The organism is Paenibacillus sp. LjRoot56, assembly GCF_964253335.1.
GTDB classification, from domain to species: domain Bacteria; phylum Bacillota; class Bacilli; order Paenibacillales; family NBRC-103111; genus Paenibacillus_E; species Paenibacillus_E allorhizoplanae.
Map to the genome: position 1 here is coordinate 795,995 of NZ_CAXURV020000003.1, position 26,506 is coordinate 822,500.

22 protein-coding genes, 16 tRNA genes, 1 rRNA gene and 1 riboswitch (1 of these 40 only partly in view) are annotated in these 26,506 nt (G+C 47.0%); of the genes, 4 read left to right on the plus strand and 35 right to left on the minus strand.

What is annotated here, in order from left to right; translation table 11 throughout:
* Positions 1-12: 12 nt before the first annotated feature.
* Both liaF and ACSQ8O_RS22595 read right to left on the minus strand, forming a co-directional pair.
* Positions 13-675, minus strand: coding sequence for a cell wall-active antibiotics response protein LiaF (gene liaF / locus ACSQ8O_RS22590; RefSeq protein ID WP_056618868.1), 663 nt, complete (start codon positions 673-675; stop codon positions 13-15).
* A gap of 131 nt (positions 676-806) precedes the next feature.
* Positions 807-1,469 carry a PspA/IM30 family protein gene (locus ACSQ8O_RS22595; protein WP_436243462.1) on the minus strand — a complete coding sequence of 221 codons (663 nt, stop codon included), beginning with the start codon at positions 1,467-1,469 and terminating at the stop codon, positions 807-809.
* 155 nt (positions 1,470-1,624) lie between these two features.
* Positions 1,625-1,776, plus strand: a riboswitch (cyclic di-AMP (ydaO/yuaA leader).
* Between the two features lie 4 nt (positions 1,777-1,780).
* Here ACSQ8O_RS22595 and ACSQ8O_RS22600 point away from each other — a divergent pair.
* Together ACSQ8O_RS22600 and ACSQ8O_RS22605 are read left to right on the plus strand one after the other, a co-directional pair.
* A complete protein-coding gene (locus ACSQ8O_RS22600) occupies positions 1,781-2,578 on the plus strand; it encodes a stalk domain-containing protein (protein ID WP_436243463.1) in 798 nt (265 codons plus the stop codon).
* Positions 2,579-2,734: 156 nt separating this feature from the next.
* Positions 2,735-2,836: a YjcZ family sporulation protein gene (locus tag ACSQ8O_RS22605; protein ID WP_436243464.1), complete on the plus strand. Its 102-nt coding sequence runs from the start codon at positions 2,735-2,737 to the stop codon at positions 2,834-2,836.
* Positions 2,837-2,911: 75 nt separating this feature from the next.
* Here ACSQ8O_RS22605 and eutC read toward each other — a convergent pair whose 3' ends face one another.
* The 9 genes from eutC to ACSQ8O_RS22650 form a co-directional block, all read right to left on the minus strand.
* Positions 2,912-3,604 carry an ethanolamine ammonia-lyase subunit EutC gene (eutC, locus tag ACSQ8O_RS22610; protein ID WP_436243465.1) on the minus strand — a complete coding sequence of 231 codons (693 nt, stop codon included), beginning with the start codon at positions 3,602-3,604 and terminating at the stop codon, positions 2,912-2,914.
* Positions 3,597-4,979, minus strand: coding sequence for an ethanolamine ammonia-lyase subunit EutB (locus ACSQ8O_RS22615; RefSeq protein WP_436243466.1), 1,383 nt, complete (start codon positions 4,977-4,979; stop codon positions 3,597-3,599). The genes eutC and ACSQ8O_RS22615 overlap by 8 nt, the downstream gene beginning before the upstream one ends.
* On the minus strand, positions 4,976-6,442 hold the full coding sequence (locus ACSQ8O_RS22620) for an ethanolamine ammonia-lyase reactivating factor EutA (RefSeq protein ID WP_436243467.1): 1,467 nt from the start codon (positions 6,440-6,442) through the stop codon (positions 4,976-4,978). Before ACSQ8O_RS22620 ends, ACSQ8O_RS22615 begins: the two co-directional genes overlap by 4 nt.
* 184 nt (positions 6,443-6,626) lie before the next feature.
* Positions 6,627-7,883, minus strand: coding sequence for a molybdopterin molybdotransferase MoeA (locus ACSQ8O_RS22625; RefSeq protein ID WP_436243468.1), 1,257 nt, complete (start codon positions 7,881-7,883; stop codon positions 6,627-6,629).
* A 42-nt stretch (positions 7,884-7,925) separates the two neighbouring features.
* The gene (gene moaA, locus ACSQ8O_RS22630; protein ID WP_056618844.1) at positions 7,926-8,930 is read right to left on the minus strand and encodes a GTP 3',8-cyclase MoaA; all 1,005 of its coding nucleotides are present in this window, start codon (positions 8,928-8,930) and stop codon (positions 7,926-7,928) included.
* Positions 8,931-9,015: 85 nt separating this feature from the next.
* Positions 9,016-9,630, minus strand: coding sequence for a molybdenum cofactor guanylyltransferase (gene mobA, locus ACSQ8O_RS22635; RefSeq protein ID WP_436243469.1), 615 nt, complete (start codon positions 9,628-9,630; stop codon positions 9,016-9,018).
* Complete coding sequence (locus ACSQ8O_RS22640) at positions 9,627-10,271, minus strand: MOSC domain-containing protein (RefSeq protein ID WP_056618840.1); 645 nt, start codon at positions 10,269-10,271, stop codon at positions 9,627-9,629. The genes mobA and ACSQ8O_RS22640 overlap by 4 nt, the downstream gene beginning before the upstream one ends.
* A 96-nt stretch (positions 10,272-10,367) precedes the next feature.
* Complete coding sequence (locus ACSQ8O_RS22645; RefSeq protein WP_436243470.1) at positions 10,368-11,162, minus strand: molybdopterin-dependent oxidoreductase; 795 nt, start codon at positions 11,160-11,162, stop codon at positions 10,368-10,370.
* A 1,199-nt stretch (positions 11,163-12,361) separates the two neighbouring features.
* The gene (locus tag ACSQ8O_RS22650; RefSeq protein WP_056618835.1) at positions 12,362-12,745 is read right to left on the minus strand and encodes a hypothetical protein; all 384 of its coding nucleotides are present in this window, start codon (positions 12,743-12,745) and stop codon (positions 12,362-12,364) included.
* A 184-nt stretch (positions 12,746-12,929) separates the two neighbouring features.
* Here ACSQ8O_RS22650 and ACSQ8O_RS22655 point away from each other — a divergent pair, with 184 nt between their 5' ends.
* The gene (locus tag ACSQ8O_RS22655) at positions 12,930-13,751 is read left to right on the plus strand and encodes an alpha/beta fold hydrolase (protein WP_436243471.1); all 822 of its coding nucleotides are present in this window, start codon (positions 12,930-12,932) and stop codon (positions 13,749-13,751) included.
* 5 nt (positions 13,752-13,756) lie between these two features.
* Here the strand turns inward: ACSQ8O_RS22655 and ACSQ8O_RS22660 are convergent, their stop codons facing one another.
* Together ACSQ8O_RS22660 and ACSQ8O_RS22665 are read right to left on the minus strand one after the other, a co-directional pair.
* Entirely contained in the window at positions 13,757-14,971 is a 1,215-nt protein-coding gene (locus ACSQ8O_RS22660) for an ROK family protein (protein WP_436243472.1), read from the minus strand.
* Between the two features lie 77 nt (positions 14,972-15,048).
* Complete coding sequence (locus tag ACSQ8O_RS22665; RefSeq protein ID WP_436243473.1) at positions 15,049-15,759, minus strand: class I SAM-dependent methyltransferase; 711 nt, start codon at positions 15,757-15,759, stop codon at positions 15,049-15,051.
* Positions 15,760-16,010: 251 nt separating this feature from the next.
* Here ACSQ8O_RS22665 and ACSQ8O_RS22670 point away from each other — a divergent pair, with 251 nt between their 5' ends.
* On the plus strand, positions 16,011-16,121 hold the full coding sequence (locus ACSQ8O_RS22670; RefSeq protein ID WP_157276489.1) for a sporulation protein YjcZ: 111 nt from the start codon (positions 16,011-16,013) through the stop codon (positions 16,119-16,121).
* 73 nt (positions 16,122-16,194) lie between these two features.
* Here ACSQ8O_RS22670 and ACSQ8O_RS22675 read toward each other — a convergent pair whose 3' ends face one another.
* The 22 genes from ACSQ8O_RS22675 to ACSQ8O_RS22780 all read right to left on the minus strand — a co-directional run.
* Entirely contained in the window at positions 16,195-17,745 is a 1,551-nt protein-coding gene (locus tag ACSQ8O_RS22675) for an ABC transporter substrate-binding protein (protein ID WP_436243474.1), read from the minus strand.
* Positions 17,746-17,819: 74 nt separating this feature from the next.
* Positions 17,820-18,764 carry a carbohydrate ABC transporter permease gene (locus tag ACSQ8O_RS22680; RefSeq protein WP_056618820.1) on the minus strand — a complete coding sequence of 315 codons (945 nt, stop codon included), beginning with the start codon at positions 18,762-18,764 and terminating at the stop codon, positions 17,820-17,822.
* A gap of 15 nt (positions 18,765-18,779) precedes the next feature.
* A complete protein-coding gene (locus tag ACSQ8O_RS22685; RefSeq protein WP_436243475.1) occupies positions 18,780-19,763 on the minus strand; it encodes an ABC transporter permease in 984 nt (327 codons plus the stop codon).
* A 247-nt stretch (positions 19,764-20,010) separates the two neighbouring features.
* A complete protein-coding gene (locus ACSQ8O_RS22690; protein ID WP_436243476.1) occupies positions 20,011-21,615 on the minus strand; it encodes a response regulator transcription factor in 1,605 nt (534 codons plus the stop codon).
* Positions 21,608-23,371 (minus strand): sensor histidine kinase, encoded by a 1,764-nt coding sequence (locus tag ACSQ8O_RS22695; RefSeq protein WP_436243933.1) that lies wholly within the window; start codon positions 23,369-23,371, stop codon positions 21,608-21,610. Before ACSQ8O_RS22695 ends, ACSQ8O_RS22690 begins: the two co-directional genes overlap by 8 nt.
* 210 nt (positions 23,372-23,581) lie before the next feature.
* Positions 23,582-23,660: transfer RNA gene (locus ACSQ8O_RS22700), tRNA-Leu, on the minus strand.
* Positions 23,661-23,677: 17 nt separating this feature from the next.
* Positions 23,678-23,766, minus strand: a tRNA-Leu gene (locus ACSQ8O_RS22705).
* A 12-nt stretch (positions 23,767-23,778) separates the two neighbouring features.
* Positions 23,779-23,852, minus strand: a tRNA-Cys gene (locus ACSQ8O_RS22710).
* Between the two features lie 10 nt (positions 23,853-23,862).
* Positions 23,863-23,937, minus strand: a tRNA-Gly gene (locus tag ACSQ8O_RS22715).
* 8 nt (positions 23,938-23,945) lie between these two features.
* Positions 23,946-24,017, minus strand: a tRNA-Gln gene (locus tag ACSQ8O_RS22720).
* Positions 24,018-24,039: 22 nt separating this feature from the next.
* Positions 24,040-24,112, minus strand: a tRNA-His gene (locus ACSQ8O_RS22725).
* A 25-nt stretch (positions 24,113-24,137) separates the two neighbouring features.
* Positions 24,138-24,211 (minus strand) — tRNA-Trp (locus ACSQ8O_RS22730).
* A gap of 13 nt (positions 24,212-24,224) precedes the next feature.
* A tRNA-Tyr gene (locus ACSQ8O_RS22735) sits at positions 24,225-24,306 on the minus strand.
* Between the two features lie 9 nt (positions 24,307-24,315).
* Positions 24,316-24,391, minus strand: a tRNA-Thr gene (locus tag ACSQ8O_RS22740).
* Positions 24,392-24,406: 15 nt separating this feature from the next.
* A tRNA-Phe gene (locus ACSQ8O_RS22745) sits at positions 24,407-24,482 on the minus strand.
* Positions 24,483-24,504: 22 nt separating this feature from the next.
* Positions 24,505-24,581: transfer RNA gene (locus tag ACSQ8O_RS22750), tRNA-Asp, on the minus strand.
* A gap of 12 nt (positions 24,582-24,593) precedes the next feature.
* Positions 24,594-24,670: transfer RNA gene (locus ACSQ8O_RS22755), tRNA-Met, on the minus strand.
* A gap of 56 nt (positions 24,671-24,726) precedes the next feature.
* A tRNA-Val gene (locus ACSQ8O_RS22760) sits at positions 24,727-24,799 on the minus strand.
* A 14-nt stretch (positions 24,800-24,813) separates the two neighbouring features.
* Positions 24,814-24,888, minus strand: a tRNA-Glu gene (locus ACSQ8O_RS22765).
* A gap of 15 nt (positions 24,889-24,903) precedes the next feature.
* Positions 24,904-24,995, minus strand: a tRNA-Ser gene (locus tag ACSQ8O_RS22770).
* Between the two features lie 3 nt (positions 24,996-24,998).
* Positions 24,999-25,074: transfer RNA gene (locus tag ACSQ8O_RS22775), tRNA-Asn, on the minus strand.
* 81 nt (positions 25,075-25,155) lie between these two features.
* Positions 25,156-26,506, minus strand: a 23S ribosomal RNA gene (locus ACSQ8O_RS22780) (it continues 1,564 nt past the right edge of the window).

The window sequence follows — 26,506 nt, forward strand, 5'->3', positions numbered from 1 at the left end:
CCCTAAAGAAAGTTACAATACTTTGACCTTGATATCTCCTACGATGAAAGAAAGTATGAGTTTCACCCGATGGTCGCAATGTTGATAATTCTGCGATTGCCAAACAACTTTGTTCATCACACCTGACTCTTTTTCTTCCGCGATTTGAAGCTGACCTAACATGACAGAAGCCGTAACGGAAACGCCGATATCGTCAGGCACTTTTATATCAATATCTCCTACAACACCCTGTAGGATAACTGTCGTTTCTTTCTGTTCTAGAATAGCCATAGAAAGATCCATATACGTTTCCCCCACCAAGTACCACGTCGAGGTATTCCGTTGAATCCATGGCTCTCGGCCTAGGCGAACGCTATCGACAATCTTTTGCTTTTGGGTATACGTATCGTCTTTATGAACCTGCTTAGATCGAATGAAAAACAACCCTAATGAAATCAACACTACCGAAATGACAATGGTGAGATGATCACCGAATAAAATGACGGCACCTATCCCCATCAGCACATAACCCTTGCGCTCTTTGCGTGAACGAACACGATGAATGCCCAGCAAAATAAGGATTACGGCCATAACGGGAAAAAAGCCTATGGTATGTTCCAGAAGCAAAAAAACACCGGCTCCAATCAGCACAAGCGCTGTATTCCGGCTTCGGTTATTTTTCGTTTCCTCTCCCATCGATGCACCTCCTCTGGCTGCCATTTCTCTTTCGTTCATACGATTCCTAGCATACCATAAGAATGGACGACCTCCAAGATGCAAATCCTTATAGGACAAGGGTTTGCTTTCGTGGAGGTCACCGTCCAGGACTATTTGCTGTCGCGCGGATCTCGCTCACTGCGAGAGCGTTGCTCCTGGTGCCACTCGTGCTGCAGCTTGCTGCGCAGCGCGCGCAGTTCATGCTGAAGGTTGCCACCGGCTTCCTTCAGCGTCTCCTTCGACAAGCGGCCCGCCACGCGGAGCCCCTGCAACGCCTCCCGGCCGAGTTCGCGGCCGGTGACCTCCAGCTCGCGCCACGTGTCGCGAGCCTCTTTACCGTGCAGCCCGCCGCGCGGCTGCACATCCTCCGCTGCGTGCCCCGCACGCAGCCCGCGCAGTTCCTCTGCGAGCGCCAGGCACAAGTCCTGGCTGCTCGCGTACTGCGCGCGGTAGTGCTCGCTCGCGGCTTCCTCGCGCAGCTTCTCTTGCAGGGCAAGCCGAGCGAGATCCTCTTCGCCAGCGCGCATCGCAAGCTCGGCCTGCTCGCCGCGCAGCTTCGCCATCTCTTCCGCTCGCGCGATGTTACTGCGCAAGGCAATCGTTGCCTGTAGCGCGTCCTCATAGCGCTCCTCAAGCTGAGCGATCTGGTCGCCGTCGTCAGAAGTGCCTGGATTCGTTTTGCCGATCGTCTCGTGCCAGACGGTTTCAGCCATTTTGCCAATACGATCAAATATATTAGTAGGATCAATTTCCCGATTCTTATTATTATTCATGTTCAATCGCCCCTCATCCATCATCATACTCTTATGGTAGCTCAATTTCTGAGAGTCTAAAACCGACTATCGACCGTTTTTGAACCTAGACCTAAGTCTAGTATGAACTGTCATACCCATATATTGGTCGTTGTCCAAGCATGCCAGTGATGCTAAAATATTTGAAGCCGAGTCTAGTGCATAAATTAGGCACTAGTACGGGGGACGAAATACTTGGGGTGAATATTTGCTTCAGCTTGGAGCAGACTAGGGAGAACCTTCTTCCCGAACCCGTCAACTAACCTCGAAGGCTCAAGAAGGAGGATTACCAATTGAATAAGCTTACCAAAGGGTTAACTAGCCTTGCTGTTTCATTAACAGTTTTGGCAGGAGGCTTTCTTTCCCCATTTACAGCGCCCGCTCAAGCTGCTGAAATGGCCGTGAAAGTGCAAGTCAATGATGACCTGATCCATTTTCCTGATGCACAGCCATTTCTGGATGGCAACCACACGACCCAAGTCCCGCTTCGATTCGTAACGGAGAAGCTCGGATATACGGTGAACTGGCAGAAAGATGGTAATCAGATTAAGGTAACACTAAATAACGACAATCATACGATTACCTTGGTTTCAGGGCAAAAAGAAGCTAGCGTTGATGATGCAACGGTCATCTTAGACGGAGCTTCTCAGTATCAAAATGGACGTGTGTATGTGCCACTTCGCTTCCTTTCCACAGCCGCAGGCATACCTGTACAGTGGGATGCAAGTAGTAATCTAGCTATCTTAAGTAAAGATGGCGCGCACCATACACCTGATTATCAAGTATTTGAATCTACAGCTTATTCGGCAGATCCTTCTGAAAATGGCGGGTATGGAGCCATTGATTACATGGGCAATCCACTAGCGATCGGCACAGTAGCTGTTGATCCTTCCGTTATTCCACTTGGCACGAAGCTTTATATTGAAGGCTATTCGTTTAGCGGGCTTCCCAAAGGCGGCATGTACGTCTACGCAACAGATACGGGCGGATCCATTAAAGGAAATCGAATGGACATCTTTATTCCAGGCTCAAGGAAATCATTACAAAGCTTTGGCTTCCAGAAGATTAAAGTGTATCAAATCCCCAACTAAATCAGAAGAAAGCTGCCATGAGAACTTACTCATGTGCAGCTTTTTTTGTAGGTGAATGTTCCATCGAATAAGGGCATATGTCCAATCAACAGGGTTCCCACCTACATATGCTGTATAGTGTTTAACCCACATTACTTTAAAACCGGAGGGGATACTATGTCAGCTGTAGTTGGTGGAACGCCAGGATACGGAAGTTCCGTAGGGCTAATTCTTGTTCTTTATGTGTTGTTGGTCATCATTCTTGCTACTTTCTACTAGTACTATCTCCCACCTGAGAAAATAGCCCCGCCTGCTGAAGCTTCTCATTCCGAAGCTTTAGCAGGCGGGCTTTTTTCATTTAAAATCAATACCACTCGTTCGCTGCTTCAAAATTTCTTCAAGTATTCCCCCAATATACGCACCCGCTTCCATGGCAGGCGTTCCACCGCGATGAATGTTCGAAATAACCATCCGATCCGAATCCGTTCTTCCCGTTCTTGGCTTGTAACACATGTACGCACTTAACGACTCAGCTGTCACAAGACCAGGTCGCTCGCCGATAAGCAGCACAAGACATTCCGGATTCAGTAGATCCCCGATGGCATCCATACAGCCGACCCTTCCTCTATTGACATAAATCGTCGTTCCCGCCGATAAGCCTCGCAGTCGTAAGGAATCCAGCAGGGCAGGATACAAGTCACGCATATTCGCTTCGATACTATTTGCGCTTAATCCATCGGATACCACGATTTGCACCTGCGGTCCTCGTTGACATTTCGCAAGCAGCTCCTGCATGCTATCCGGTTTCAATACTCTCCCGAGCTGTGGACGCTTCAAATACATATCCTTTGTTTCTGCACGAGAATCGGCGATGAACCACCCCATTTCTGCTAAGAGAGCAGAACTCACCTCACTTTGCACGGCATCCACGCTGCTAGCATGGTCCCATCGAAAAGTAAGTAACTCGCTTGTTAAGGGACGTGTGCCTGATCTAGAAACGCCAATGCGTGCCGGAGTTAGTGCTTTCATCCTAGCGAATTCATCCACGCTTCCCACCTCCTCGCCAGAATAGCCTAGGATTACCAGCTAAAGGACTTAGCGTGCCGTTCAACCATAGGCCCATGTCCTGCAGCCAATCTCGAAATTCAGGTGCTGGCGTGCGTCCAAACAACTCGCGTAAAGTAGCAATATCGTGGTAGCTGAGCGATTGATAGTTGAGCATACAGTCATCCGCCATAGGTACTCCAATAAGGAAGTTCACATGAGCAGAAGCCAGCATAACCGCTAAGGAATCCATATCATTTTGATCGGCATTCATATGATTGGTATAGCACACATCAACCCCCATCGGGAGACCATGCATTTTGCCCATAAAATGATCCTCAAGGCCTGCGCGTATAACTTGCTTACTATTGTATAGGTACTCCGGACCGATAAAACCTACCACCGTGTTAACCAGAAAAGGCTTGTAGATTCTAGCTAAACCGTAGCATCTCGCTTCCAACGTCACTTGGTCTATGCCATGATGCGCTTCCGAAGATAGCTCCGAACCCTGCCCCGTTTCAAAATACCACCGATTCGGCCCCGTTGCACTGCCCATGCTATGAATCACGGCATCCGCTTCATCGAGAAGCGCCTTATGAATGCCAAAAGCGCGATTGCCTTTCTCTGTACCCGCTAAGCTCTGGAATATAAGATCAGCCCTTGCCCCCTGCTTGATCGCTTCCATCTGTGTGGTCACATGGGCTAAGACACAGTTCTGCGTTGGGATGCGCCACGTCTCCATGACCTCCTTCGCAGCTTCTAGCAGCGCTTTGGTCGTCTGCGGATGGTCCGTTACCGGATTTATCCCAATAACTGCATCCCCAATCCCATAGCTCAGTGCCTCGTATAGCGAAGCTTTCATGCCTTCCAAGGAATCGGTCGGATGATTGGGCTGCGCTCGGCTGCTCAATGTACCTCTATGTCCGATCTCCGTATTACACCTTGTCCGCACTTCAATACGCGATGCGGCTTGAATAAGATCCAGGTTCGTCATGATTTTGGCAACAGCAGCAATCATCTCGCTCGTGAGTCCTTTGGATATTCGGAGCAGCTCAACACCCTTTGTTTCCGTCCGCAGGATGTATTCGCGCAGCTCCGCAACTGACCAATGGCTAATAGACGCATAGACAGTTTCATCTATACTTTCCTCAATCAACCGCGATACCTCATCTTCTTCAGCAGGTAAAAGGGGATTATTTCGAATCTCAGTAAGGAGGAGATCGGCAAGTACGGCCTTTGCTGCAATTCTTTCCTTGAGATGAGAGGCACTAACACCTGCCAAGTCATCACCAGAGCGCTCCTCATTTGCCTTACCGAACACTTCTTTCAAGCTCCCAAATTCGTAGACATGGCCTTTCATCGACGTTTTCAATTTCATAGACGCACCTCAGAAGTCTCATTTGGAAAAAGCAGTGTTTTTACGATTACTGGAATCGTTCGATTCCCAATCCGTTCGCCAAGATCAATATAATCACCGAAATTCAACGAAATACCATCGATGCAGACAATGCGAGGGCTCCCTTGGCATCCGAGTGAGAGTAACTGGCCCAGTGCTTTCGCCATATCTTGATCGCAAAGCATGACTATCGTGTGTTCATGTGTAAAATAGGAAGTCAATTGAGGAATTAATTGGCTCGCAAGCACTTGCAAGTGTTTATAGGTATAGGACTGCTCCTGTTCTGTAGTAAGTGCAATCCCAAATGGCGTCTGATTCGATGTTCCGTAGAGTTGACTTGCTTGTTGTAACAGATCCTTTAAAGCAGTAGCTAGCCTAACTGGTTCCTGTTGTAAGTGGAGCGTAACAATCGGTACATTACGTATGGGCAGCGTATCTGCGTCGACATGAATGGTTGATCCGCTGAGCTCCACACTCTGTAAACCCGCTCCTATGACCGTGGCCCGCTGCATGTGCCCTGCCTTCACCAACGGTAAGCCAAGCTCCATCCACGTCTCCCGAATGACTTGTGCGAGTAAGGGACCGATATCGTCATAGGTTGTGACCTCCGCTAGTTCCATAATTGCTGGACGTGACAGCAGCTCTGCAATACCACCAGACAGCATCCATTCATCTGCATGCGGGAGCTGGTTGGGACGCTGGCCTAGAAGCAGAAGCTCAGCTCCTGCCTTATCAGGACTGCCAGCTACAAACTGCCCTACATCTCGTGCCATGCAACGTGTCAGCTCTCGAATCTCATGGATGTCAACGATCTGATCTGGCACCATTAACATGCCCTGCTCATCCAGCCAACGCTGAATGGCTGAGGACACATAAGTCACCGTTCCATCAGCTTGCAATCGAATGACACTTCCCCCCATATGAAAAGTTACCGTCGCAATCGGTATTCCGTTCCGAAACCAAGCCACATTTGCTGTACCGCCCCCAATATCCATGTTCGCTACTGTATTATGCAGGTTAAGCGAACGCCCAGCGGCCCCTGAACCTTTACCGGCCATAATCGCTTCCAAATCACTCCCCGCTGTTGCCACAACGAAAGCACCTGCTTGTTCTGCTAGTCTATGTAAAAGAGCTTCTGCGTTCGTTTTCGTGGCGGTTTCGCCCGTCATGATGACGGCTCCGCTGCCAATATCAGCAAGAGCTACACCTGCAGTAGCAAGCTCCGCTTCAAGAAATTCCGTGAGCTTAGCTGCATCTAACGTGATAGGATCAAGCAGCGGTGTGGGATAAATCGGACTCGCGTACAAAAGCTTTCTCTCCGTGATTTCATCTCGTGAAATGGTGTATGATGAACCGCGTTCCGCCAGCGTAAGTCGACTTACAACAAGCTTCGTTGTACAGGTTCCGATGTCGAGTCCAACACTCATGAGATGCGTTTCCTTCATTCACAATCCCCCTCTCTTCCACCGCAGCCAACTTTAAATTCATACAAAAAAAAGACGCCACAGCTTCCCCTCCTGACAGACGGTTACTTGTTAGCGTCAAACTTGTGAAGATATAAGTTATTGATGTTCTTCATAACATTTTGCATCCAAGAATTTCACATATAAAAGGATAAGTTCATTAACATCATCGCGTTGTATACACCTTCACGCTATCTCCACGCTGATAGCCCTGCCCCCCGGCTGGCAGCCAAATTAAGCAATCCGCATCTTTGATCGACACCATAATGCTCGATTTATCAATGCCAGCGGGTCTTACCCATAAACACCCTGCTTCCACTCGGGTTGTCCCTCGTATATAACGCGGATAAGCAGACGGTTTATCGTAGGGAACATCCAAGAAGGCTGTTAACTCTTCCGACTCGGGAAGCTGGCTCCCTAACATTGACCTAATAATCGGCTTAGCGAATAGCTCAAAGCCTACAAACGAAGCGCCAGGATTACCTGACAGCGCCATGAGCAGCTTGCCTTTCCATAACGCAGCACTCGTTGGAGTACCTGGCCGCATCGCTACCTTATTAAACAATAGCTTCCCATCGAACCGACCGAATACATCGACGAGCACATCATAATCACCAACAGAGACGCCGCCAGAAGTCAGAATAAGATCGACATCAGGCAGTACCGTTTCAAGCGCGGCTTCCACCTGAAGAGGATCATCCGAGAGTGCTGGCATGATGAGGGCTGTTCCCCCGTTTGCTTCCACTTGAGCCGCTAACATGTAACTGTTACTGTTACGTATTTTCCCTGGTTGCAGCTCCTGTTCGACTTGTAAGAGCTCTGAGCCAGTTGAGAAAATAGCCACTCTTGGCCTTCGGTACACCTCAACCATCGAGAAACCGAACGTCGCTAATATCGCGGCTTCTCCTGGACCAATCCGAGTACCCTGCGGGATCACTAACTCCCCAAAAGTAACTTCACCAGCGATCGGCGTAATATTACTTGCTGCTTGCACATTTTTCTTAATCTTCACCTTGGCACCCAATGATGACAGCAACTCATCCTGCAAGGAATCCGTCATTTCCAGCATCACAACCGTGTCCGCACCATCTGGAACAGGGGCCCCCGTCATGATACGAGCAGCTTTCCCTGCTCGAACCGTACACTTAGGTATAGTGCCACTTGGAATTCGCTCAATCACATCTAACACAATCGGATTGTCCGGAGTCGCTGCAGCGATATCCTGGGAACGCACCGCATACCCATCCACGCCTGATCTGCGAAAATGTGGCACCGCATGATCCGCATAAATATCCTTTGCTAACATTCTGCCGAAAGACGTCGGAAGCGAAACAGTCTCCGTCTCTGTGGGTTTAACGAATTCGTAAAGTGCGGCTCGTGCCTCATCGACCGAGATCACTTTACGGCCAAACCTAAGCTTCATTTCGCTGCTCACTTGCTTCCCATGCCTCCCTGTGCCCGTTAGCTAACCGCCGATTTGTGACATTCGACGAATAGTTGGTGTATGCGACTGCTCTTCATTCATCAAAGCCTGTGCCATCTCGTGATTTTGTGGCTTAATGTCCAGCGCTCGGAAGAACAAATCTTCCACCGCAGCATCATCCCCAATATATTTTCGCACATTAAATTCGTCCGACCAGTATAAGCAAGGCTTAATATTGCCATCTGCCGTCAGCCGCAACCTGTTGCAGGTTTCACAGAAGTGATCGCTAATTGGATGAATGAGCCCGAATGAGCCTAACGCACCTTCAATGCGAAAGTTCTGTGCTGGGCCGTTGCCATAAACCGCGTTCGAAGCTGTTGCTTCCCAACCCATTTCCTTGCAGCGATCGAGAACCGTTGTAAGGGATAAATAACGCTTTTTCCAATCCTCATCTTGATGACCGATAGGCATATATTCAATAAAACGAACCTGAATCGGTCGATCAATCGTCATTTGTAAGAAATCAGCAATCTCGTCATCATTAATGCCTTTCATCAGCACCACATTCAGCTTAATCGGTGTAATCCCTACACGATATGCTTCTTCAATGGAAGCTAGCACGCGACGAATATCACCACCACGGGTGATTAATGAGAACCGATCTGCCCTCAAGGAATCCAAACTAATATTTACACGAGTTAGCCCTGCTGCACGAAGCTTCTCAGCCCGTGACGCAAAGTAAATCCCATTCGTAGTTAATGCTATATCTTCAATACCGGGAATCTGTGATAACCTGCCGATCAACTGCTCTAGGTTTTTACGAACCAACGGCTCTCCCCCGGTTAAACGCAATTTGCGAACGCCAAGTCCAGCTAATACACGAACAATCTCGGTTATTTCATCAAAAGTTAACAGCTTCTCATCCGGTTCAAATTCCATTCCGTCTTCCGGCATACAATATACACAACGCAAATTACAACGATCTGTCACTGAGATGCGCAGGTAATCATGCATCCGTCCAAAACGATCCAACAGCAGCTTTGGCATCGGAGTTCACCTTCTCTCTCTGTCCATTATGGCATATTTTCTAACAAAATCCTAGATTTTTAAGCATTACATCTAGAAAAATGAATTATAATGGTAGATTTTCTAACATAGACTCATATTCTTCTGGGGTATTAATATTGGTAACGAAATTCGTTCGAAGACCACGTTGAACCAAATAATGCTCATCCACAGACTGCCAATCCAAATGCTCTAGCAGCCCCATCAATCGGTATTTTTGTTGCCCAAGCAGCAGTTCGGTTTCAGGCCCAACTTCTCTTGCATAGATCCCATGCAGGGGATGCAGACGGCCCTCAATCTCGGGTATAACCGCATCCACATTAGACTCGCGGCACAGTTCTGCCATCACCTTAGCTGCATCTGCAGAAATAAAAGGCATATCACACCCAACAACCCATACATGAGATGCGCTTGCGACTTTCAGGGCAGCGTGAATGCCGCTTAACGGACCCTTTTGGATATAATGGTCACTCACACATTGCACGTCAATATCCTTAACCCCAACCAGCAACGGCTGAAGAGTTTCAATGTCATTGGTCACTACAATAATTTGCTCGCATCCCCGAGACATTTCTTTCAGTTGCCTTAAGAGAATAGTTTCGCCTTGTACAGGTAGAAACGCTTTGTGTTTCCCACCCATGCGGCGATTCAAGCCCCCTGCAAGTATAACCCCTGTCATCATGCCTCGAGCTCCGCCAATCGTTTTCTAAACGACTGCTTCCAGCTAGCCGAAAGGCTATCTACAGAAAGCACTCTTTTGATCGCATCGATATTGAACTTATCGTGATACTTAATCTGATTGGCGAACGTAACTGTCACACCCGCTTCATCTCTAGCGATGAGTTTCATCTTGGAATCCGGTGCAATGTAACCCTCTTTCAGCACTCGGAAATAATAGCCTGTATATCCCGTTTCCTGAACGTGTAGCGTTGCTTCTGGCCAATCCATGCGCTTTGCTAGCTTATGACAGGGCTGCCTAGGCTGTGAGACCTGCACAATAACCTCGTCAATGGCAAATTGATCACCAATACAAACCTCATGCTCCTGCAAGCCGCGAATCGTCAGATTTTCACCAAAGGTAGCAGCGTCCAATGTATGGCCCCGCAAGTTTTCCCAGTAGGCATAGTGCTCTTCTGGATACACACAGATGGCTTTATCAACACCACCATGAACCGTTAGATCAGCCTGCCCATCTCCGTCAATCTGCACCTTCGATACAAACAAAGAGGAGCTGACCGGCGTCTTATAAATCCCCGTGGTCAGCTCTTTGCCTTGATAAGTTATAGTCTGGGGTAACCCCACATTGATAGATGTAATTTGCATGGCAAATGCCCCTCATTCCGAACAGGATTCTTTGCCTTTACTATACCAAAATTTCAGCGAAAAGTCAGTGCCCGCTTCAACAGCTCTGAACCTCTGTTAGGCATTTGATTTGCCTACCCAAGCATCGTTATCATAGCCACGTACTTCCCAATACCCCATGTGCTCTTTCTCGATTAACTCGATGCCTTGCAGCCATTTCACTGATTTATAGGCGTACATCTGAGGCACAATCAGTCGCACTGGCCCACCTAGTTGCTGTGGAATCGGCTTACCGTCCATCAATACGGCGACCATGATATCATCTCCGTTTGCCTGACTCAAGGACAGTGCATCCGTATATACTTTATCGCCTGAATAAAATTTCACAAATTTTGCTGATGTTTGAACACCTGCCGCTGCTAACAGCTGCTTCAGTGGAATGCCTTCCCATGTACATTGGTATACGGACCATCCCGTCACACAGTGAAAGTCACTCACTTGAACCGTGCGTTTCATCTGCAGGAACTGTTCCCAGTTCCACGCATTGGGCTTATCCACGAGACCTGAAATTGCGAATTTCCAGGTGTCCGAGGAGAACGTTGGAATTTCCGTCACCGTGTAGATGCGGAAATTCCCTTTGGCCCCTCCGCCTACAACAGCGGCGGAGTCCGGCAATGGCGCTGGTGGCGGCAACATGCGGTTGCCGTCGTTAGCCACATACTCGGTGGTCGACGACCCGCCGGTATCGAAGGAGCCTTTTATCCAGCGATAAAAGGCGGGGCCGACCGCGATCACGAGCAACACCCCTGCGACGAGTCGCAGGAAGGAGGCGCGTGTGATCGGCGATTCCTTCAGCGCGGCGATGACCGCCTGCGCTGCTGTGCGCCCTGCAGTGGCGTCTTCAGACGCCACCGGGGCTATGTCTGCCGCTGCGACGCTCGCGGCGGCAGGCGGCCTGCTGGCAGCGGCTTGTTCGAGCCGCTGTTGGCGCTTGAGCCATCGGCTGCGCGAGATGGCGTGGTACACGGCATACGGCACTCCGACCCAGGTGAGCAGGTCATGCACGAGGAGTGCCGCGTTGTTCAAGCCTGGTGGCATGTGCCGGAACTGCCACAGGATCACGCCTGATGCAGCCCAGCCGATCAGGAGCGCGAGCACGAACACCAAATTCGCGCGTTGGTTGCGGCGCGCGCGAATCTGGCGCCAATGCTTGCGGATCATTGGCGCGTACAGAACCATGAGCAACACAGAGGCTAATCCCAAATAAATGTGGAGCTGCTTCAGCGTCACACGAAATGCACCAAGGTCCCCGCGGATCGCACCAATACTGAGCACTATCCCTGTCGCCGTCAGAAGCACCACAATCCAAGCATTCCAGCTATGCAGAGCATTTAAACGCTTTCCAAACGATTGCTTCAGCCAGCCTCTTTTTGACTCCACCTTTGGCCACATCCTTCACGAAATACGTATACGATTGTTTTTACATCTATCATAACGTATTAACCTTAATATTAGATTACATTTGGATAAATTTATCTGTTCATCGTTCATCATTAGTCTTCATTTTTTATTTTTTATTTTTTATTTTTATCTTCCATCTTTCATCTTTCATCTTTCATATTTCATCATTAATCTTTCATCATTCATCATTGATCTTTCATCATTCATCTTTCATCTTTCATCTTTCATCATTCATCATTCATCATTCGTCCTTCATCCTTCATCCTTCATTCTTCATTCTTCATCCTACATCTTCCGTCCTTCATCATTTATCCATCGTTCCCTCATCCTCACTCTAACGGACACCACAATCGCTATCCCTAACCAAACGGATCCTTCTTGAATCTAACGGACAAGAGAGTCGTTATTCGATCATATTTGTCTGCATAATTACCGATTTCCTGCGGATAGCGACTCCTGTGTCCGTTAGGTGAGCATACACCTTCATTTTGCCCAAATAGCGTCCCCTATGACCGTTAGCCCAACAATCGACGAACAATCCACATCCACCACATCCACACCAATCCCCACCGACAACGCATCCGTACAAAAAGAAAAAGGTCAAATCGCGTCGCAACGGATTTCACCTTTATCATTTTAAATTCTTGTAATTAGCCTCCAATACGAATCTTGCGGTATGTATCGATAAACGATAGGACATCGACCCGTTTCCCCCTCTTTTTAGCTACACGAGCCATTTTCACAAGGGTTGTCCAGAACTCATCTAGCACAGGCGATTCAAATCCATCTTCATTCGATTCTTGCGTTAACTTATGTTTGTTTTTGTAGGAAGTGCCTTCATCCGAAATGAGGTATTGAATTTGACTTTTTTTCCATTGCTCACCCGATACGTAGCTAACACCCATTTCACGCATTTTTTTGCGGACAGATGTAACAGGACGTGATAATTCTCTAGCAATGATAACTGGCGGACACTCCGAGGAAAGGCGAATTAGTTTGTCCAGCTCTTGAGTGGACCATGGTTTTTTAGTCATTTCAATAAACCCCATTTCGTAAATATAAATGTTTCATTTTGCCTATTCTTGGTTAAGTACTAAAGGTATAATCAGAGAATAGCAATGAAATGTTAAGTAAGTATGAGTTAACCATAATGAAAGTATGAAGACATAACTTTTTCGCTATTTTTCTTAAAAACAAGTCCTTGGAGGGTGAAAAACAATGAAAAAACACGTAAATGGTACCGAAATATTCGTTCAAGATCAAGGTCAAGGAACTCCTGTTATCCTCCTTCATGGCTTTCCCTTGGATCATCGGATGTGGCAATCACAAATGGAGACATTGTCAGCAAACTACCGCGTACTTGCACCTGATTTCCGTGGCATGGGTCAATCCGATTTGCCAGTTACGCCAATGTCTCTCACGCAGTATGCGCAAGATATTCTTGCACTTATGGATGAATTACGTATAGAAAAAGCCACCCTCGGAGGCTTCTCCATGGGTGGCTATGTCGCTTTTGCTCTACTTCGTCTTGCACCTGAACGCTTCTCAGCGTTGATTCTAGCCAATACACGCCCCGAGCCAGATGGCCAAGAAGGACGGAAAAATCGCCTGAACATGGCTGTCTCTTTATATGACAAGGGAGCCGCGGCTGCTCGAGATGCCATGCTGCCTAAACTTGTGACTGAAGCCACACATCAAGAGCAGCCGCAGCTGATCGATTCCCTCAAGGTGATCATGGACAGCATGCCAGCCGAAGGTCTTGTCCACGCCAGCATCGCGATGGCCTACCGCGCGGACTCGGTTGATCTCCTGCCTACCATCTCTGTGCCAACCCTCGTCATCGCAGGCGAACAGGATGCAATCGCGCCGCCAGATGTTATGAAGTCTATGGCTGATCAGATTCCAGGCGCTAACTTTCACGTCATTCCTTCTGCTTCCCACTTAACACCAATGGAGAAACCGGAAGCCTTCAATGATCTAGTTCTTGCCTTTCTGAAGGAAGCTTCGCTTAAATCAATGGACTACCGCTCGCCTTCCTAAAGAAGCTAAGCTTTAACCAGCTGATTCATAACCATCACAGCAGCTCCAATGGCTAATGCTTCATCACCAAGCTGTCCTTTGCTGAAAACAACCTGATAGGCGGGGTAATAATAAGTCTTGCGAATCGCAACCTGCGTTGCTGTCTGGAAGAACAATTCCCCGCCTGTTATCAACGGCCCCCCGATAATCACTTTCTCCGGGTGCAAAATATTTAATAAATTCGCCAGGCCGATCCCGAAATAGGTCGCAGCCTCCGTCACGATCTCCACGGCTAGGGGATCATTTTTTTTGAGTGCCTCCATAATATGCTGGTAAGTAACCTGCTCTGGATCCTCAACCATATGTACTAACACGGTAGCTTTCCCTTTTTTCAAGGCAGATTTCGCAGCTTTCTCTATCGCATATAGCGAAGCGTAAGATTCCAAAGCGCCATAATTGCCAGCTTGGTTGCGATGGGCAACACCATCGGTTTGAATGATCATTTGCCCCACAGAGCCTTCCATATCGACCGCCCCATAGATAACCTTGCCTTCTGACACCATTGAGGAACGTAAGCCTACGCCAGCGTGAATATAAAGGAGATGCTTGAAGCTTCGGGCCCGTTGATGCCAGGATTCCGCCAGAATCGCTGTGTTCGCGCCATTGTCCAGCAATGCAGGGACTTGGAGCTCTCCAGTTAACCACCTGCATATGTCCACATGTCTCCAGCCACTTGCCGGGAAATAAGAGGGCTCCAGAATAACTCCGGCTACTCGGTCTACCGGTCCCACTGCTCCAATTCCTATACCCAACACCTGCGAAGTTTCGATGCTATGGTGTGCTAGCATGCGCTTCGCTTCCTTGACAATAAGGGGAAGCAGTACTCCTGGAGTCATAACTTCTGTCATCGCCCAGCTCTTCGTTTCCAGCTTGTTCATCCCTAGATCTACAAGTACCAGCTTGGACAGGGTTCTCGAGATTTCCAAACCAAATATATAAGCATAGGCCGGATTCTTCTCATATAAAATCGGCCTACGCCCGCCCGTAGATGCACCAAAGCCTGATTCCAAGATGAGTCCCTGACTCGTTAACTCCTCTAGAAGTCGCGTTAACGTCGAGACCGTCATACCGCTTTGGTCTAATAAATCTATTTTCGAAACCGTCGTTTGCCGTGTAATCAGCTCGTAAACTTCCTTGGCTTTTCGGTTCGAAATTCGTTCTGTAATAACGTCTACATTCAAAAGAAGCAGCCTCCAATGATAATCTTTCTCATATGCTTCGCCATGAAGGAATCATTATCCTGCTTCTTAGTGTATCCTTAGTCCTTGGAGCCTATCATTAGGGTGTAACCCATATAAGGATGATACTTGCTGACCAGCTCATCATACCGAGCTGTGATCTGCCATACACGGGGATCCATGAAAGATTGTCGATCAGATAAATGAACTGGATCTGGATGCTGAACCTGATCTTCGAACATCGTCAATGGGAAGGGATGGATGCCTGTCGAAGTGACGGTAGCGAAGTTATTGCTCTCCAGCAGCTCTTGCCACTCTTCCAGCTTATAGATCTTACTCACCCCATAGAAGCTGCATAACGCCCTATGAATCCCTGTTGTCATATCTTTTACTTTAATCACTTCTCGGTCATATAGCTTTCCTTCTGGTTTTAATACCCGATAGTACTCCGATACAGCTTTCTGAGCGTCTGCGAAGTTCGTAACAGATTCCACCATCACGACATCGAAAGAATTTGCATCGAATGGCAGCTGACAAACATCACCAATCAGGAATTTCACCTGGGTCCCCTGCTTCTCCGCTCTGATCTTGGCTTTGTTGATCATCTCCGGACGTATATCGATGGCGGTGACATCACAGCCCTGCTCTGCCAAATAACAGGCTGTTCTACCTGTTCCGCAGCCAACTTCCAACACCTTTTTTCCTTTGTCGATCGGATATTTCTTCAGTTGCTCAATGGTTTCTCCAAATCCCCCGGGATGTGCATTTCCTATCCCGAGCTTCGCTAACATATCCAAGTAATCGATAGCCCTTACACCTCCGCAATGGCATTACGTTCTTTTTTCTACCATATGGAAGGCTACTGTCACTTGTTCAAATTCTCGCCATCTTTTAACAAAAACAGGCTCTTGCCTAAAAGTCGTGATTGTCCCTATAGATTTAGGCGAAACACCCAAGCAAATCGTGACATCTCTCCATAGGATAGTATTGTCTCTCATTCGCTTCTGCGGAAGAGCATTCCTGAAGATGGGGGGTGACATAAATGGGTGTTGCTGTAGGTACTGGTGCAGGTTATGGTGGTACGTCGTCCGCTGCAGTTGTTCTTGTTCTGTTCGTTCTGCTTGTTATCGTAACAATGACTTTTGTTTGGTAATTAGTCATAGATTTCTGCAATCAAAAGGAGCCAAGACTCATTGCTGAGTCTGGCTCCTTCTACATAGAACTTCTTATTTCTTCGAAGCTGCTAAGAATGCATCCAATTGCTTTTGCTTTTCAGCTATGATTTTATCAATGCCCGCTGCTTTCATTTTATCTTGATATTTCGGCAAGGAAGCATCCATATCCACAGAACCCGTATCCATCGCTGCATCGAATTCTTTGCCTACGTTAACTGCTGCAGCCACTTGCGTTTTAACAGGCTCGGAGTCGAACGTAAAGCCTAGACCTGGTGATTTTTTACCTGATTTATTGAACTCTTTGAATTTATCCCATTTCTGTGGATCTTCATTATCGTACAAGTAGTTCAAGAATTGGTTACCGAACTGCCATGCAGCACCTGGTGCATAATTTTTGCCTGCATCTGTTGCTTTAATAATGTTTTCCGACACTTTCGTGTAGTGCGTACCTTCGATACCAAAGTTGATGAGATTGTTTAATTGTTTATCCGTGTGCAAGAGGTTAATCATCATCATCGTACGAGCTGGATCCTTGGACGTTACGGAAATACCTAACATGGAACCCGCTGTGTCGCCGGTGGAAATTGTACGTGGTGTCAACTCGATTTGGCCAAGTTTACCTACCAAGTTCGTTGCATTTGCCAGTTCACTATCTTTACCTGGTTTCAAAGAAGATGTAATCATGAATACATTCCCGGATTTCAAAGCATCTTGACCCGACAATTGCGTTGTAGCTGCATCTTTATTGATATATCCTTTTTGCATAAAATCACGTGTTAATTTCAAAATTTCCTTATAACGCGGTTGATCCCATTTCGGAATAACTTTTGTATCTGTGCCATCTTTCATAATAACACCTGGAATTGTGCTGTCACCCAGATAGTCATACTGTGCCAAATAGTGCGCATTCAAGTTATCCCCGTCGCGAAGGAAGAAAGCTGTCATTTCTGGCTTTTTCTCTTTGACTGTTTTCAGTACATTAGCCAGGTCTGCCATCGTCTTCACAGCTGTCATATCAATGCCTAATTCTTTGGCGATATCCGCACGATACACAACCCCACCGGAAGCTGCAAGTTCTTTATTCGTTGGGACACCATAGTTTTTACCGTTGATTTTAGCTCCTTGCAAGAATGCTGGATCCAAGGAATCCGTAATACCCTTTCCATATTGCCCAATCAAATCATTCAGCGGCATCAAGGCGCCTTTACCCACATTAACAGCGTGACCATTCCATTGTGCTGTGAAAAGGATATCGAACTCTTCACGGGAAGCGATCATTAAGTTCGTTTTATTATCCCATTGGCCCCAGTCGATTGGCATTAATTTGATCGTTGCGTTGATTTTTTCTTTCAAAACCTTGTTCATAGCGTCTTCTACTTTAGCTTGATCCGGTTGTGGTGTTCCAGGGTAAACTAGTTTCACTTCATAAGGCTTCAAATCCGTTGTAGCTGCTTTCGTCGCAGCAGGCGCTGTACTTGTTGCTGGTGCTGCTGTAGCACTTGCAGCAGGCTCTGGTGTGCTCTTCGAACAGCCCGCCAAGGTGAGTGATAACGAAAACGTTAGGGTAAGAAGTGCAAGAGTGCTTTTTTTCAAAGCTTTCATTGATGGATTGCCTCCCTTTATCTCAATTCTTCATATATGCTAAACCAGTCTACACTGGTACAAGCCGTGTTAAACTATCCTTTTATTGCACCAACCGTCAGGCCTTTCTTAAAATACTTCTGGAAGAATGGATACGCGAACACGATCGGTCCTATTCCGAGTACTGCCATCGCCATACGGACAGTTTCCGTTGGTAGTTGTAGCATGCCCCCTGCTTGGGATAAACCTTGACTCGCTTGCACATTCGAGGTTAAAAACTGAATATCCAGCATGGTTTTGTACATCATGAACTGCAGATTGATGTTTTTGCTGCCAGAAATGAACACCAGACTCAGGAACCAGTCATTCCAATAGTTCAGCACCTGAAACAAACCAACCGAAGCCAATACCGGTAAAGAGAGTGGAATAATGATTTGACTGAAAATCCGAACCTCACCGGCTCCATCAATTTTCGCTGCTTCGATTAAAGGCATCGGAATCGAATTCGCAAAGAATGTCCGAAGCAATAAGACGAAGAAGGCGGAGACTAACAAGGGTAGCATTAGTGCTGCGATCGTATTTTTCAAATCCAGCATCTGGGTATAGACAAGATACCATGGAACGAGCCCACCATTGAATAACATCGTGAAAAACATGAAGAAGGAGAAGAAACTTCGATGTGGAAAATCACTTCGCGAGATCGGATACGCATAAAGTGACATCATCACTAAACTGATCGCTGTTCCTACCGTTGCTAGAAAGACTGAGATCCCGAAGGAGCGCAAGATTTGATGCCAATCCTTGAACATGAACTTATACGCTTCCAAACTCCAAGCTTCAGGTATGAAATTGTAGCCATGTATGAGAACTCCCTTTTCATCTGAAAAGGATACGATGATTACCAATACCAGAGGCATTATACAAGCTGCGGTATAAATCCAGAAGAACACGTTAACCAACAAATTCGCTGTAGGCGTTAATTCATTTGGTCCTCGTTTTCTGGCTATCCGTTGTTTACGTACTGAAATTGCTTCACTCATGACAGCCACTCCTTCTTAAAATAGTGCGTTCTCTTTGCTTACTTTTCTTACAAATAAATTCGTAACTAGAACAAGTAGGAAGCCCACAACGGCTTGGTACAAGCCTGCCGCAGATGACATTCCGATATCTCCCATCGTCAGGAACGTTTGATACACATAGGTATCAATTACTTGTGTGGTCGGAAATAAAGCGCCTGCATTTTTCGTTACTTGGAAGAATAGGCCGAAGTCCGCATAGAAAATTCTACCTACTTGAAGAAGTGTCATCGTAATCATGACCGGCATGATCAGTGGGATCGTGATGCGTTTTACTTGCTGCCATTTATTCGCTCCATCGATTAAAGCCGCTTCATAATACTCATGATCAATCCCTATAATGGCTGCCATATAAATGACTGTATAGTACCCAAGATTTTTCCATGTGTTCACTATCGGTAGAATGACCGTCCAATATTTCGGCTCTGTATACCAGTCAATCGGCTCTATGCCTAATTTAGGCAGAAGCACGGTATTCACGAAACCATGCTCAGCGCCCAAGAAAGCGTATACCAGATATGCTACACATACCATCGAGAGAAAGAAGGGCAGAAACATCGTGCTTTGATGAAACTTCGATAGAAATTTGCTGCGCATCTCATTAAACATAATAGCCATTGAAACGGCGATTACCAAATTCAATACGATGAAAACCAGATTATACGAGATCGTATTTCGAGTAATGACCCACGCAACCTCACTAGAGAACAAATACTTGAAATTATCGAAGCCCACCCATGGACTTCCTAGAATCCCTTTTGTGTAATTCACATTTTTAAAAGCAATCAGAACGCCCGCCATTGGAATGTAGTTGTTAATGATGAGCAGCAGTGCTGCTGGTGCCATCATCACATAGAAGATCCAGTATTTGCGAACCGTCCATAGAAAGTTTGATTGAACCCTAGTTCGTTTCGTAGTACGTATAGGGGCTGCCTGCGCTGCCGTATTTGGCGTATTGTTCATCTTTTATTTTGCTCCCCTTTCCATTCAATCCGCTTATATCCTCTCTCTTATAGGTTCATTGTAAATTGTTTGGAAATAAATCTCTATCTGCGTAGTGACCGAATAAGCACTTCTGTGACATTCGTCTAAACCTTGATTCGCCTGCCATCTCTCCCTGGAAAGCACAAAAAGCTGCCCATTCCTGGGCAGCTTTTGGCCATTTCATCTTAAGTTGTTCTAACCCCTGATTCCATGCCTCAGAACCTCATCACCCCTGGAAGTTTTTACGATACTCTTGTGGGGAAAGTCCTGAATACTTCTTGAACATTTTTGCGAAAAAGGAAAAGTGTGAATAACCCGTTTGCTCCGCTACATAGCTGATCTTATCGTTGGTTTCCGCAAGCAGCTTCATCGCTTTCTCCATCCGAACTTTAAGACTATACTCCGAAATGGAAAGCCCCGTTTCTTTTTTAAATAAACGCGATAAATAGGCTGGATTGAGAAACACAGAAGCCGCCAATTCCTCTCTGCTAAGCTCTTCCTCCATATGGTCGTCAATGTATTGGCATACCTTCGCTGTAACCGCTGAGACGCCTTTCAGATGGCTATTCATGTAGTCACAGCTAACGGTAGCGGTTCGAACCGCCCAATTCCTCAGTTGATTTAATGAACGCGTCGCACTGGTGTAGTCTTGTAGCTCTTGATGAGGGAGCATATCATGTACGGCTAATCCTTTTTTATGCAAAACATGATACACCACATGCAACATCCCATAATAGAAAGCCTCCACCGTTTCGGAACCCACGTCATCAGTCTTCTGCAGACGATCAATATTCTCGTGAATGCGCGCCACCAGTTCTGCCTTCTTTCCAGACTCCAATAACACAATCCAATCGGAAAAGGTTGGCGCCTGCGGCTTGTTCATAAGCGGTTGATCAGTTTCATTGTCCAAAAGCACACAGTTACTTTTCGTCACATTGTTCCGCTCATTTTGAAACAGATCCGCTACCTTCGCCGTTAGCTTAAGTAAAGGCGTTTCTTCGCCAACATAGCAGGACAAGCTGCACTGAAAATAACGGTGACATGCACTAATATAAGCCTCGCACTTCGCTTTGATGTCAGATAGAGATAGTTCACTTCCTTCAGCTACATACAGAAGAACTAAAGATGAACCATTCTCTTGAATCACGCAGCCAGCTTGCTCCACAACAATGATTTCAGCAGCCGCTTTCCGAATCGCATACTCCATAATCTCTTCATCTCTTGCATTCAGGTCTTCCTTCCAGTTCTCCACACTTATCAGGATCGGTAAGATCCTACTCGTCATGTCCAATGGGATTTCATACATCTGGAAATTGCGAGTCAACCGTTCCTCATTCGCGGGTATTTTCCCACTCAACAGTTCCTGCCAAAACTTCTCAACCAACGTCGGCAGCTCACTAACCCAGTGACTGTAATACATCTTATATGTTTCATGAAAATCAGTCTGTTCCTGATCTTCTTTAATCTTCTCAATGGCGAGCTTCACAATGTCTTGCAGCCGATCGTGATCCACTGGCTTCAAGACGTAGTCAAAGCTCCCTAAACGAACAGCCTGCTGCGCATATTCGAAATTCGCATGACCCGTTAAGAAAATCGTCTCCGTTTGTGGTGAATGCGTACGTACCCACTCCTGCAGCTGCAAGCCATTGGCGCCAGGCATTTCGATATCGGAAATCATGATGTCAATTCGATTCTGAGATAGCACTTGCTTGGCTTCATTCACATCCAGCGCTTCAAAAATCTGACCAATCGGAAACGTCTCCCAATCGATCCCCACAGTGATTCCTTTTACCGCGATCTTCTCGTCGTCCACAACCAATAAGTTAAACATCCTTCTCCGTCCCTTCCACAATGGGGGTGTGAAGCGGCAGCCTAATTTGAACCAAAGCCCCTCTCTCCGGCTTATTCAGAAATCTCAGCGCAACTCTGTTCCCATAATTCATTTGCAACCGATGCCGAACATTCCAAATCCCAAGATGCTCATCGCCCGATTGATCCAAATACTGAGCTGAATTTAATTGCTGCAGCATTTCTGGCTGAAAACCATCCCCGTTGTCGCTAATCGACAAGAGAAAGAACTCCTCAGGCGCTTCTGGATACTGCTCCGCTTTCACTTGTATGACATACATACCGTACTGCTTCGTAAACCCATGAATCACTGCATTTTCTACAAATGGCTGTACAATAAGCGGAGGTATAGCGTATTGGCTATATGTCTCTGGTAATTGGATGTCAAATGTCAAATTGTCCGGATATCTCATGACTTGAATCTCCAAATAATTGCGAATATGATCGATCTCATCCTTCAGTGTCATCGTTGTCCGATTCGTACGCATAATAAAACGAAAATAATCGGCCAGATGAAGTGACATCTTCTGAACGGATTTCGTATCTTTTAACGCCGCGAGGTTATAAATGATATTTAAACTGTTCATATAGAAGTGAGGATTAATTTGAACCTGCAAATGCTTAAATTCCGCTTGCTGTACGCGGATCTTCTCCTCATAAACCGATATCTTCAGATTCTCAATCTGATCCACCATGTTGTTAAAAGTAGCAATCAGAAAGGCAAATTCCGTTGAACTGCCTTCATGCAACCTAATTGACAATTCCCCCTGGGCAATCTTCCTCATTCCACGAATTAATTGCATCAATGGCTTGAATAAGATGCGCTGCACATATAACAAATAAACTCCAAGCACGAACGCTCCACCCAATGGTAAAAAATAAATTAACAGCTGCAAATACGGTAAATTCTGCAACATGTTTTTCTCAGCAATAATGAGTTCAAATTCCAAATCTGCATGTGAGGAGGCTTCCCGCACAATCAAAAACTGTTGATCAAGCTCCTTATCTTTAACAATTTGAAAACCTGAAGTCTTCGGCGCGATTTGATCACTTATGTTCTTATATCTTTGTGATGGAAAATAGGCGTTTGTTAAAGTAGTTCCATCTGGAGATACGACAATGGTGCCTCCACCTTCTCCTGTGTCCCACTTGCTGAGAGGTTCAACCATGCTGCTCATTTTAATAAGAATGCCGCCTGACAGCCCTGCGCCCAAATCCTTATTAATCTTCATCAAATAGTGGTCGCCATTCACTGCCTTCATAATGAGCCAGTTGCCATTCGAGCTGTCGTTTGGACGACTCTTCGAATTTTCCACGATGAATTGTTTCACCGTCTGAACACGATCATAGTAATACGTATTTTCCCTTGTAGATACAAGTAGATCCCCCGTCGTATTCGAAAAGACGAAAAACGTATTAACCAAATTGTATATATCCAGTTGCCGAGTTAACTTATTGAATAAGCGCTGCTTCGCTAGTACATAATCATCCGATTCCAAGGGATACAAGTTCATATTAATCACATCAGGATCACTATAGAGATGAAATAAATAATTATCGAACTCTTTGAGCGTATTATCCGTGTCCTCCACGTATTGCTGCAGAAGCTTATTATAGTTTTGAGAAATTTGATCCCTCACCACATTCATGGAATACACATTATTAAAAATCAGAAACAAGACCAAGGGAGCAACCACCAGCACAAACCCAATAAAAATCTTAAACCTTACCGAATTCACAATATTCAAAGGGTCCCCGCCTCATATGTTGTATTTGAGAATGAACTTCCATTGTAAGCGTTCCCTTCTTATTTTACTATCTGTAAAACACATATACATAGCATTTTAGATACAATGTGTACGAAGTACATTGATCTCTCTTCCGTTCCAAAAGTGAACAAAAAAAAGCCCATGAAATCAAATGATTTCATAGACTTTCTTTGTTCGTTATACCGGCAAGAGGACTCGAACCTCCACCCTTTCGGACTCGATTTTGAGTCGAGCGCGTCTGCCATTCCGCCATGCCGGCATAAACTTGTAAAACAATGGTGCCGAAGACCAGACTTGAACTGGTACGGTAGTCACCTACCGCAGGATTTTAAGTCCTGTGCGTCTGCCGATTCCGCCACTCCGGCTTATAAATTTTGTGGAGGCGCCACCCAGATTCGAACTGGGGGTAAAGCTTTTGCAGAGCTCTGCCTTACCACTTGGCTATGGCGCCTTAGTAATAATGGAGCGGAAGACGGGGATCGAACCCGCGACCCTCGCCTTGGCAAGGCGATGCTCTACCGCTGAGCCACTTCCGCATATAAAACTGGGGATCAAGGATTTGAACCTTGGCATGACGGAGTCAAAGTCCGTTGCCTTACCGCTTGGCTAATCCCCATTATGTTGCTTTGGTAATAATGGGCGGACGACGGGACTTGAACCCGCGAATGCCGGATCCACAAACCGGTGCGTTAACCCCTTCGCCACGACCGCCACAATATTAAGTTTCTTGCATTTTTGGCAGGGGCAGCAGGAATTGAACCCACACCAAAGGTTTTGGAGACCTTTGTTCTACCCTTAAACTATGCCCCTACAAAAAGGAAAATGGAGGCTGATGGATTCGAACCACCGAACTCGAAGAGAGCAGATTTACAGTCTGCCGTGTTTAGCCACTTCACTAAGCCTCCACAAAGCAATGGTGCCGTCGAGAGGACTTGAACCCCCAACCTACTGATTACAAGTCAGTTGCTCTACCAGTTGAGCTACAACGGCTTATTTAATTTAAAATGGTGGCTTTGGACGGAATCGAACCGCCGACACGAGGATTTTCAGTCCTCTGCTCTACCGACTGAGCTACAAAGCCTAACTAAATTGTGTAATAATAATGGCGGAGCTGACGGGATTCGAACCCGCGGTCTCCTGCGTGACAGGCAGGCATGTTAGGCCACTACACCACAGCTCCACATGTATTATTTGGTTGCGGGGGCAGGATTTGAACCTGCGGCCTTCGGGTTATGAGCCCGACGAGCTACCGGGCTGCTCCACCCCGCGTCATTAAGTATAAGTCACGTTTCCTATTAAATCAAGTCTTTCATAAGGAAAAGTGATGGAGGCTGACGGGATCGAACCGCCGACCCTCTGCTTGTAAGGCAGATGCTCTCCCAGCTGAGCTAAGCCTCCATGGGAAGTAAAAATGGTGACCCGTAGGGGACTCGAACCCCTGTTACCTCCGTGAAAGGGAGGTGTCTTAACCACTTGACCAACGGGCCTTACTAGAAAGATTGTGGCGGAGAGAGAGGGATTCGAACCCTCGAGACGCTTGTGACGCCTACACGATTTCCAATCGTGCTCCTTCGGCCAGCTCGGACACCTCTCCATATGGCTCCCCGAACAGGACTCGAACCTGTGACAACTCGATTAACAGTCGAGTGCTCTACCAACTGAGCTATCAGGGAATAGAAACAATGAATCTTTCAAGGATTTATTCCTTGAAAACTAGATACGAAACTTCAACGTAAAGTACTTACTTAGGAATTTTGGTTAAGCCCTCGACCGATTAGTATTCGTCAGCTGCATACGTTGCCGCACTTCCACCTCGAACCTATCAACCTCGTCGTCTACAAGGGGTCTTACATACTGGGAAATCTCATCTTGAGGGGGGCTTCGCGCTTAGATGCTTTCAGCGCTTATCCCCTCCGTACATAGCTACCCAGCGATGCCTCTGGCGAGACAACTGGTACACCAGCGGTACGTCCATCCCGGTCCTCTCGTACTAAGGACAGCTCCTCTCAAATTTCCTACGCCCGCGACAGATAGGGACCGAACTGTCTCACGACGTTCTGAACCCAGCTCGCGTACCGCTTTAATGGGCGAACAGCCCAACCCTTGGGACCTACTTCAGCCCCAGGATGCGATGAGCCGACATCGAGGTGCCAAACCTCCCCGTCGATGTGGACTCTTGGGGGAGATAAGCCTGTTATCCCCAGGGTAGCTTTTATCCGTTGAGCGATGGCCCTTCCATTCGGTACCACCGGATCACTAAGTCCGACTTTCGTCCCTGCTCGACTTGTAGGTCTCGCAGTCAAGCTCCCTTATGCCTTTGCACTCTGCGAATGATTTCCAACCATTCTGAGGGAACCTTTAAACGCCTCCGTTACATTTTAGGAGGCGACCGCCCCAGTCAAACTGCCCACCTGACACTGTCCCCATACCGGATCACGGTACCAGGTTAGAACTCCGATACGATCAGGGTGGTATCCCAACGATGCCTCCACCCAAGCTGGCGCTCAGGCTTCAAAGGCTCCCACCTATCCTGTACAGATCGTACCAAAGTCCAATATCAAGCTGCAGTAAAGCTCCATGGGGTCTTTCCGTCTTGTCGCGGGTAACCTGCATCTTCACAGGTATTAAAATTTCACCGGATCTCTCGTTGAGACAGCGCCCAAGTCGTTACGCCATTCGTGCGGGTCAGAATTTACCTGACAAGGAATTTCGCTACCTTAGGACCGTTATAGTTACGGCCGCCGTTTACTGGGGCTTCAATTCATAGCTTCGGGTTGCCCCTAACCACTCCTCTTAACCTTCCAGCACCGGGCAGGCGTCAGCCCGTATACTTCGCCTTGCGGCTTCGCACAGACCTGTGTTTTTGCTAAACAGTCGCTTGGGCCTTTTCACTGCGGCCCCCTCGGGCTATTCACCCTACCGAGGCACCCCTTCTCCCGAAGTTACGGGGTCATTTTGCCGAGTTCCTTAACGAGAGTTCTTCCGCGCGCCTTAGAATTCTCTTCTCACCCACCTGTGTCGGTTTGCGGTACGGGCACCTTCGCCTGGCTAGAAGCTTTTCTTGGCAGTGTGAACTCATGACCTTCGGTACTTAAATTTCCCTCC

Excerpts from the sequence above, each read along its gene's own strand:
- liaF (WP_056618868.1), bottom strand. The coding sequence starts at position 675 with ATGGGAGAGGAAACGAAAAATAACCGAAGCCGGAATACAGCGCTTGTG.
- ACSQ8O_RS22615 (WP_436243466.1), bottom strand. The coding sequence starts at position 4,979 with ATGAAATTGAAAACGTCGATGAAAGGCCATGTCTACGAATTTGGGAGC.
- ACSQ8O_RS22670 (WP_157276489.1), top strand. The coding sequence starts at position 16,011 with ATGGGTGTTGCTGTAGGTACTGGTGCAGGTTATGGTGGTACGTCGTCC.
- ACSQ8O_RS22625 (WP_436243468.1), bottom strand. The coding sequence starts at position 7,883 with ATGAAGCTTAGGTTTGGCCGTAAAGTGATCTCGGTCGATGAGGCACGA.
- ACSQ8O_RS22690 (WP_436243476.1), bottom strand. The coding sequence starts at position 21,615 with ATGTTTAACTTATTGGTTGTGGACGACGAGAAGATCGCGGTAAAAGGA.
- moaA (WP_056618844.1), bottom strand. The coding sequence starts at position 8,930 with ATGCCAAAGCTGCTGTTGGATCGTTTTGGACGGATGCATGATTACCTG.
- ACSQ8O_RS22685 (WP_436243475.1), bottom strand. The coding sequence starts at position 19,763 with ATGAACAATACGCCAAATACGGCAGCGCAGGCAGCCCCTATACGTACT.
- ACSQ8O_RS22680 (WP_056618820.1), bottom strand. The coding sequence starts at position 18,764 with ATGAGTGAAGCAATTTCAGTACGTAAACAACGGATAGCCAGAAAACGA.
- ACSQ8O_RS22650 (WP_056618835.1), bottom strand. The coding sequence starts at position 12,745 with ATGACTAAAAAACCATGGTCCACTCAAGAGCTGGACAAACTAATTCGC.
- ACSQ8O_RS22620 (WP_436243467.1), bottom strand. The coding sequence starts at position 6,442 with ATGAAGGAAACGCATCTCATGAGTGTTGGACTCGACATCGGAACCTGT.
- ACSQ8O_RS22665 (WP_436243473.1), bottom strand. The coding sequence starts at position 15,759 with ATGTTAGCGAAGCTCGGGATAGGAAATGCACATCCCGGGGGATTTGGA.
- mobA (WP_436243469.1), bottom strand. The coding sequence starts at position 9,630 with ATGATGACAGGGGTTATACTTGCAGGGGGCTTGAATCGCCGCATGGGT.
- ACSQ8O_RS22640 (WP_056618840.1), bottom strand. The coding sequence starts at position 10,271 with ATGCAAATTACATCTATCAATGTGGGGTTACCCCAGACTATAACTTAT.
- ACSQ8O_RS22675 (WP_436243474.1), bottom strand. The coding sequence starts at position 17,745 with ATGAAAGCTTTGAAAAAAAGCACTCTTGCACTTCTTACCCTAACGTTT.
- ACSQ8O_RS22605 (WP_436243464.1), top strand. The coding sequence starts at position 2,735 with ATGTCAGCTGTAGTTGGTGGAACGCCAGGATACGGAAGTTCCGTAGGG.
- ACSQ8O_RS22595 (WP_436243462.1), bottom strand. The coding sequence starts at position 1,469 with ATGAATAATAATAAGAATCGGGAAATTGATCCTACTAATATATTTGAT.
- ACSQ8O_RS22655 (WP_436243471.1), top strand. The coding sequence starts at position 12,930 with ATGAAAAAACACGTAAATGGTACCGAAATATTCGTTCAAGATCAAGGT.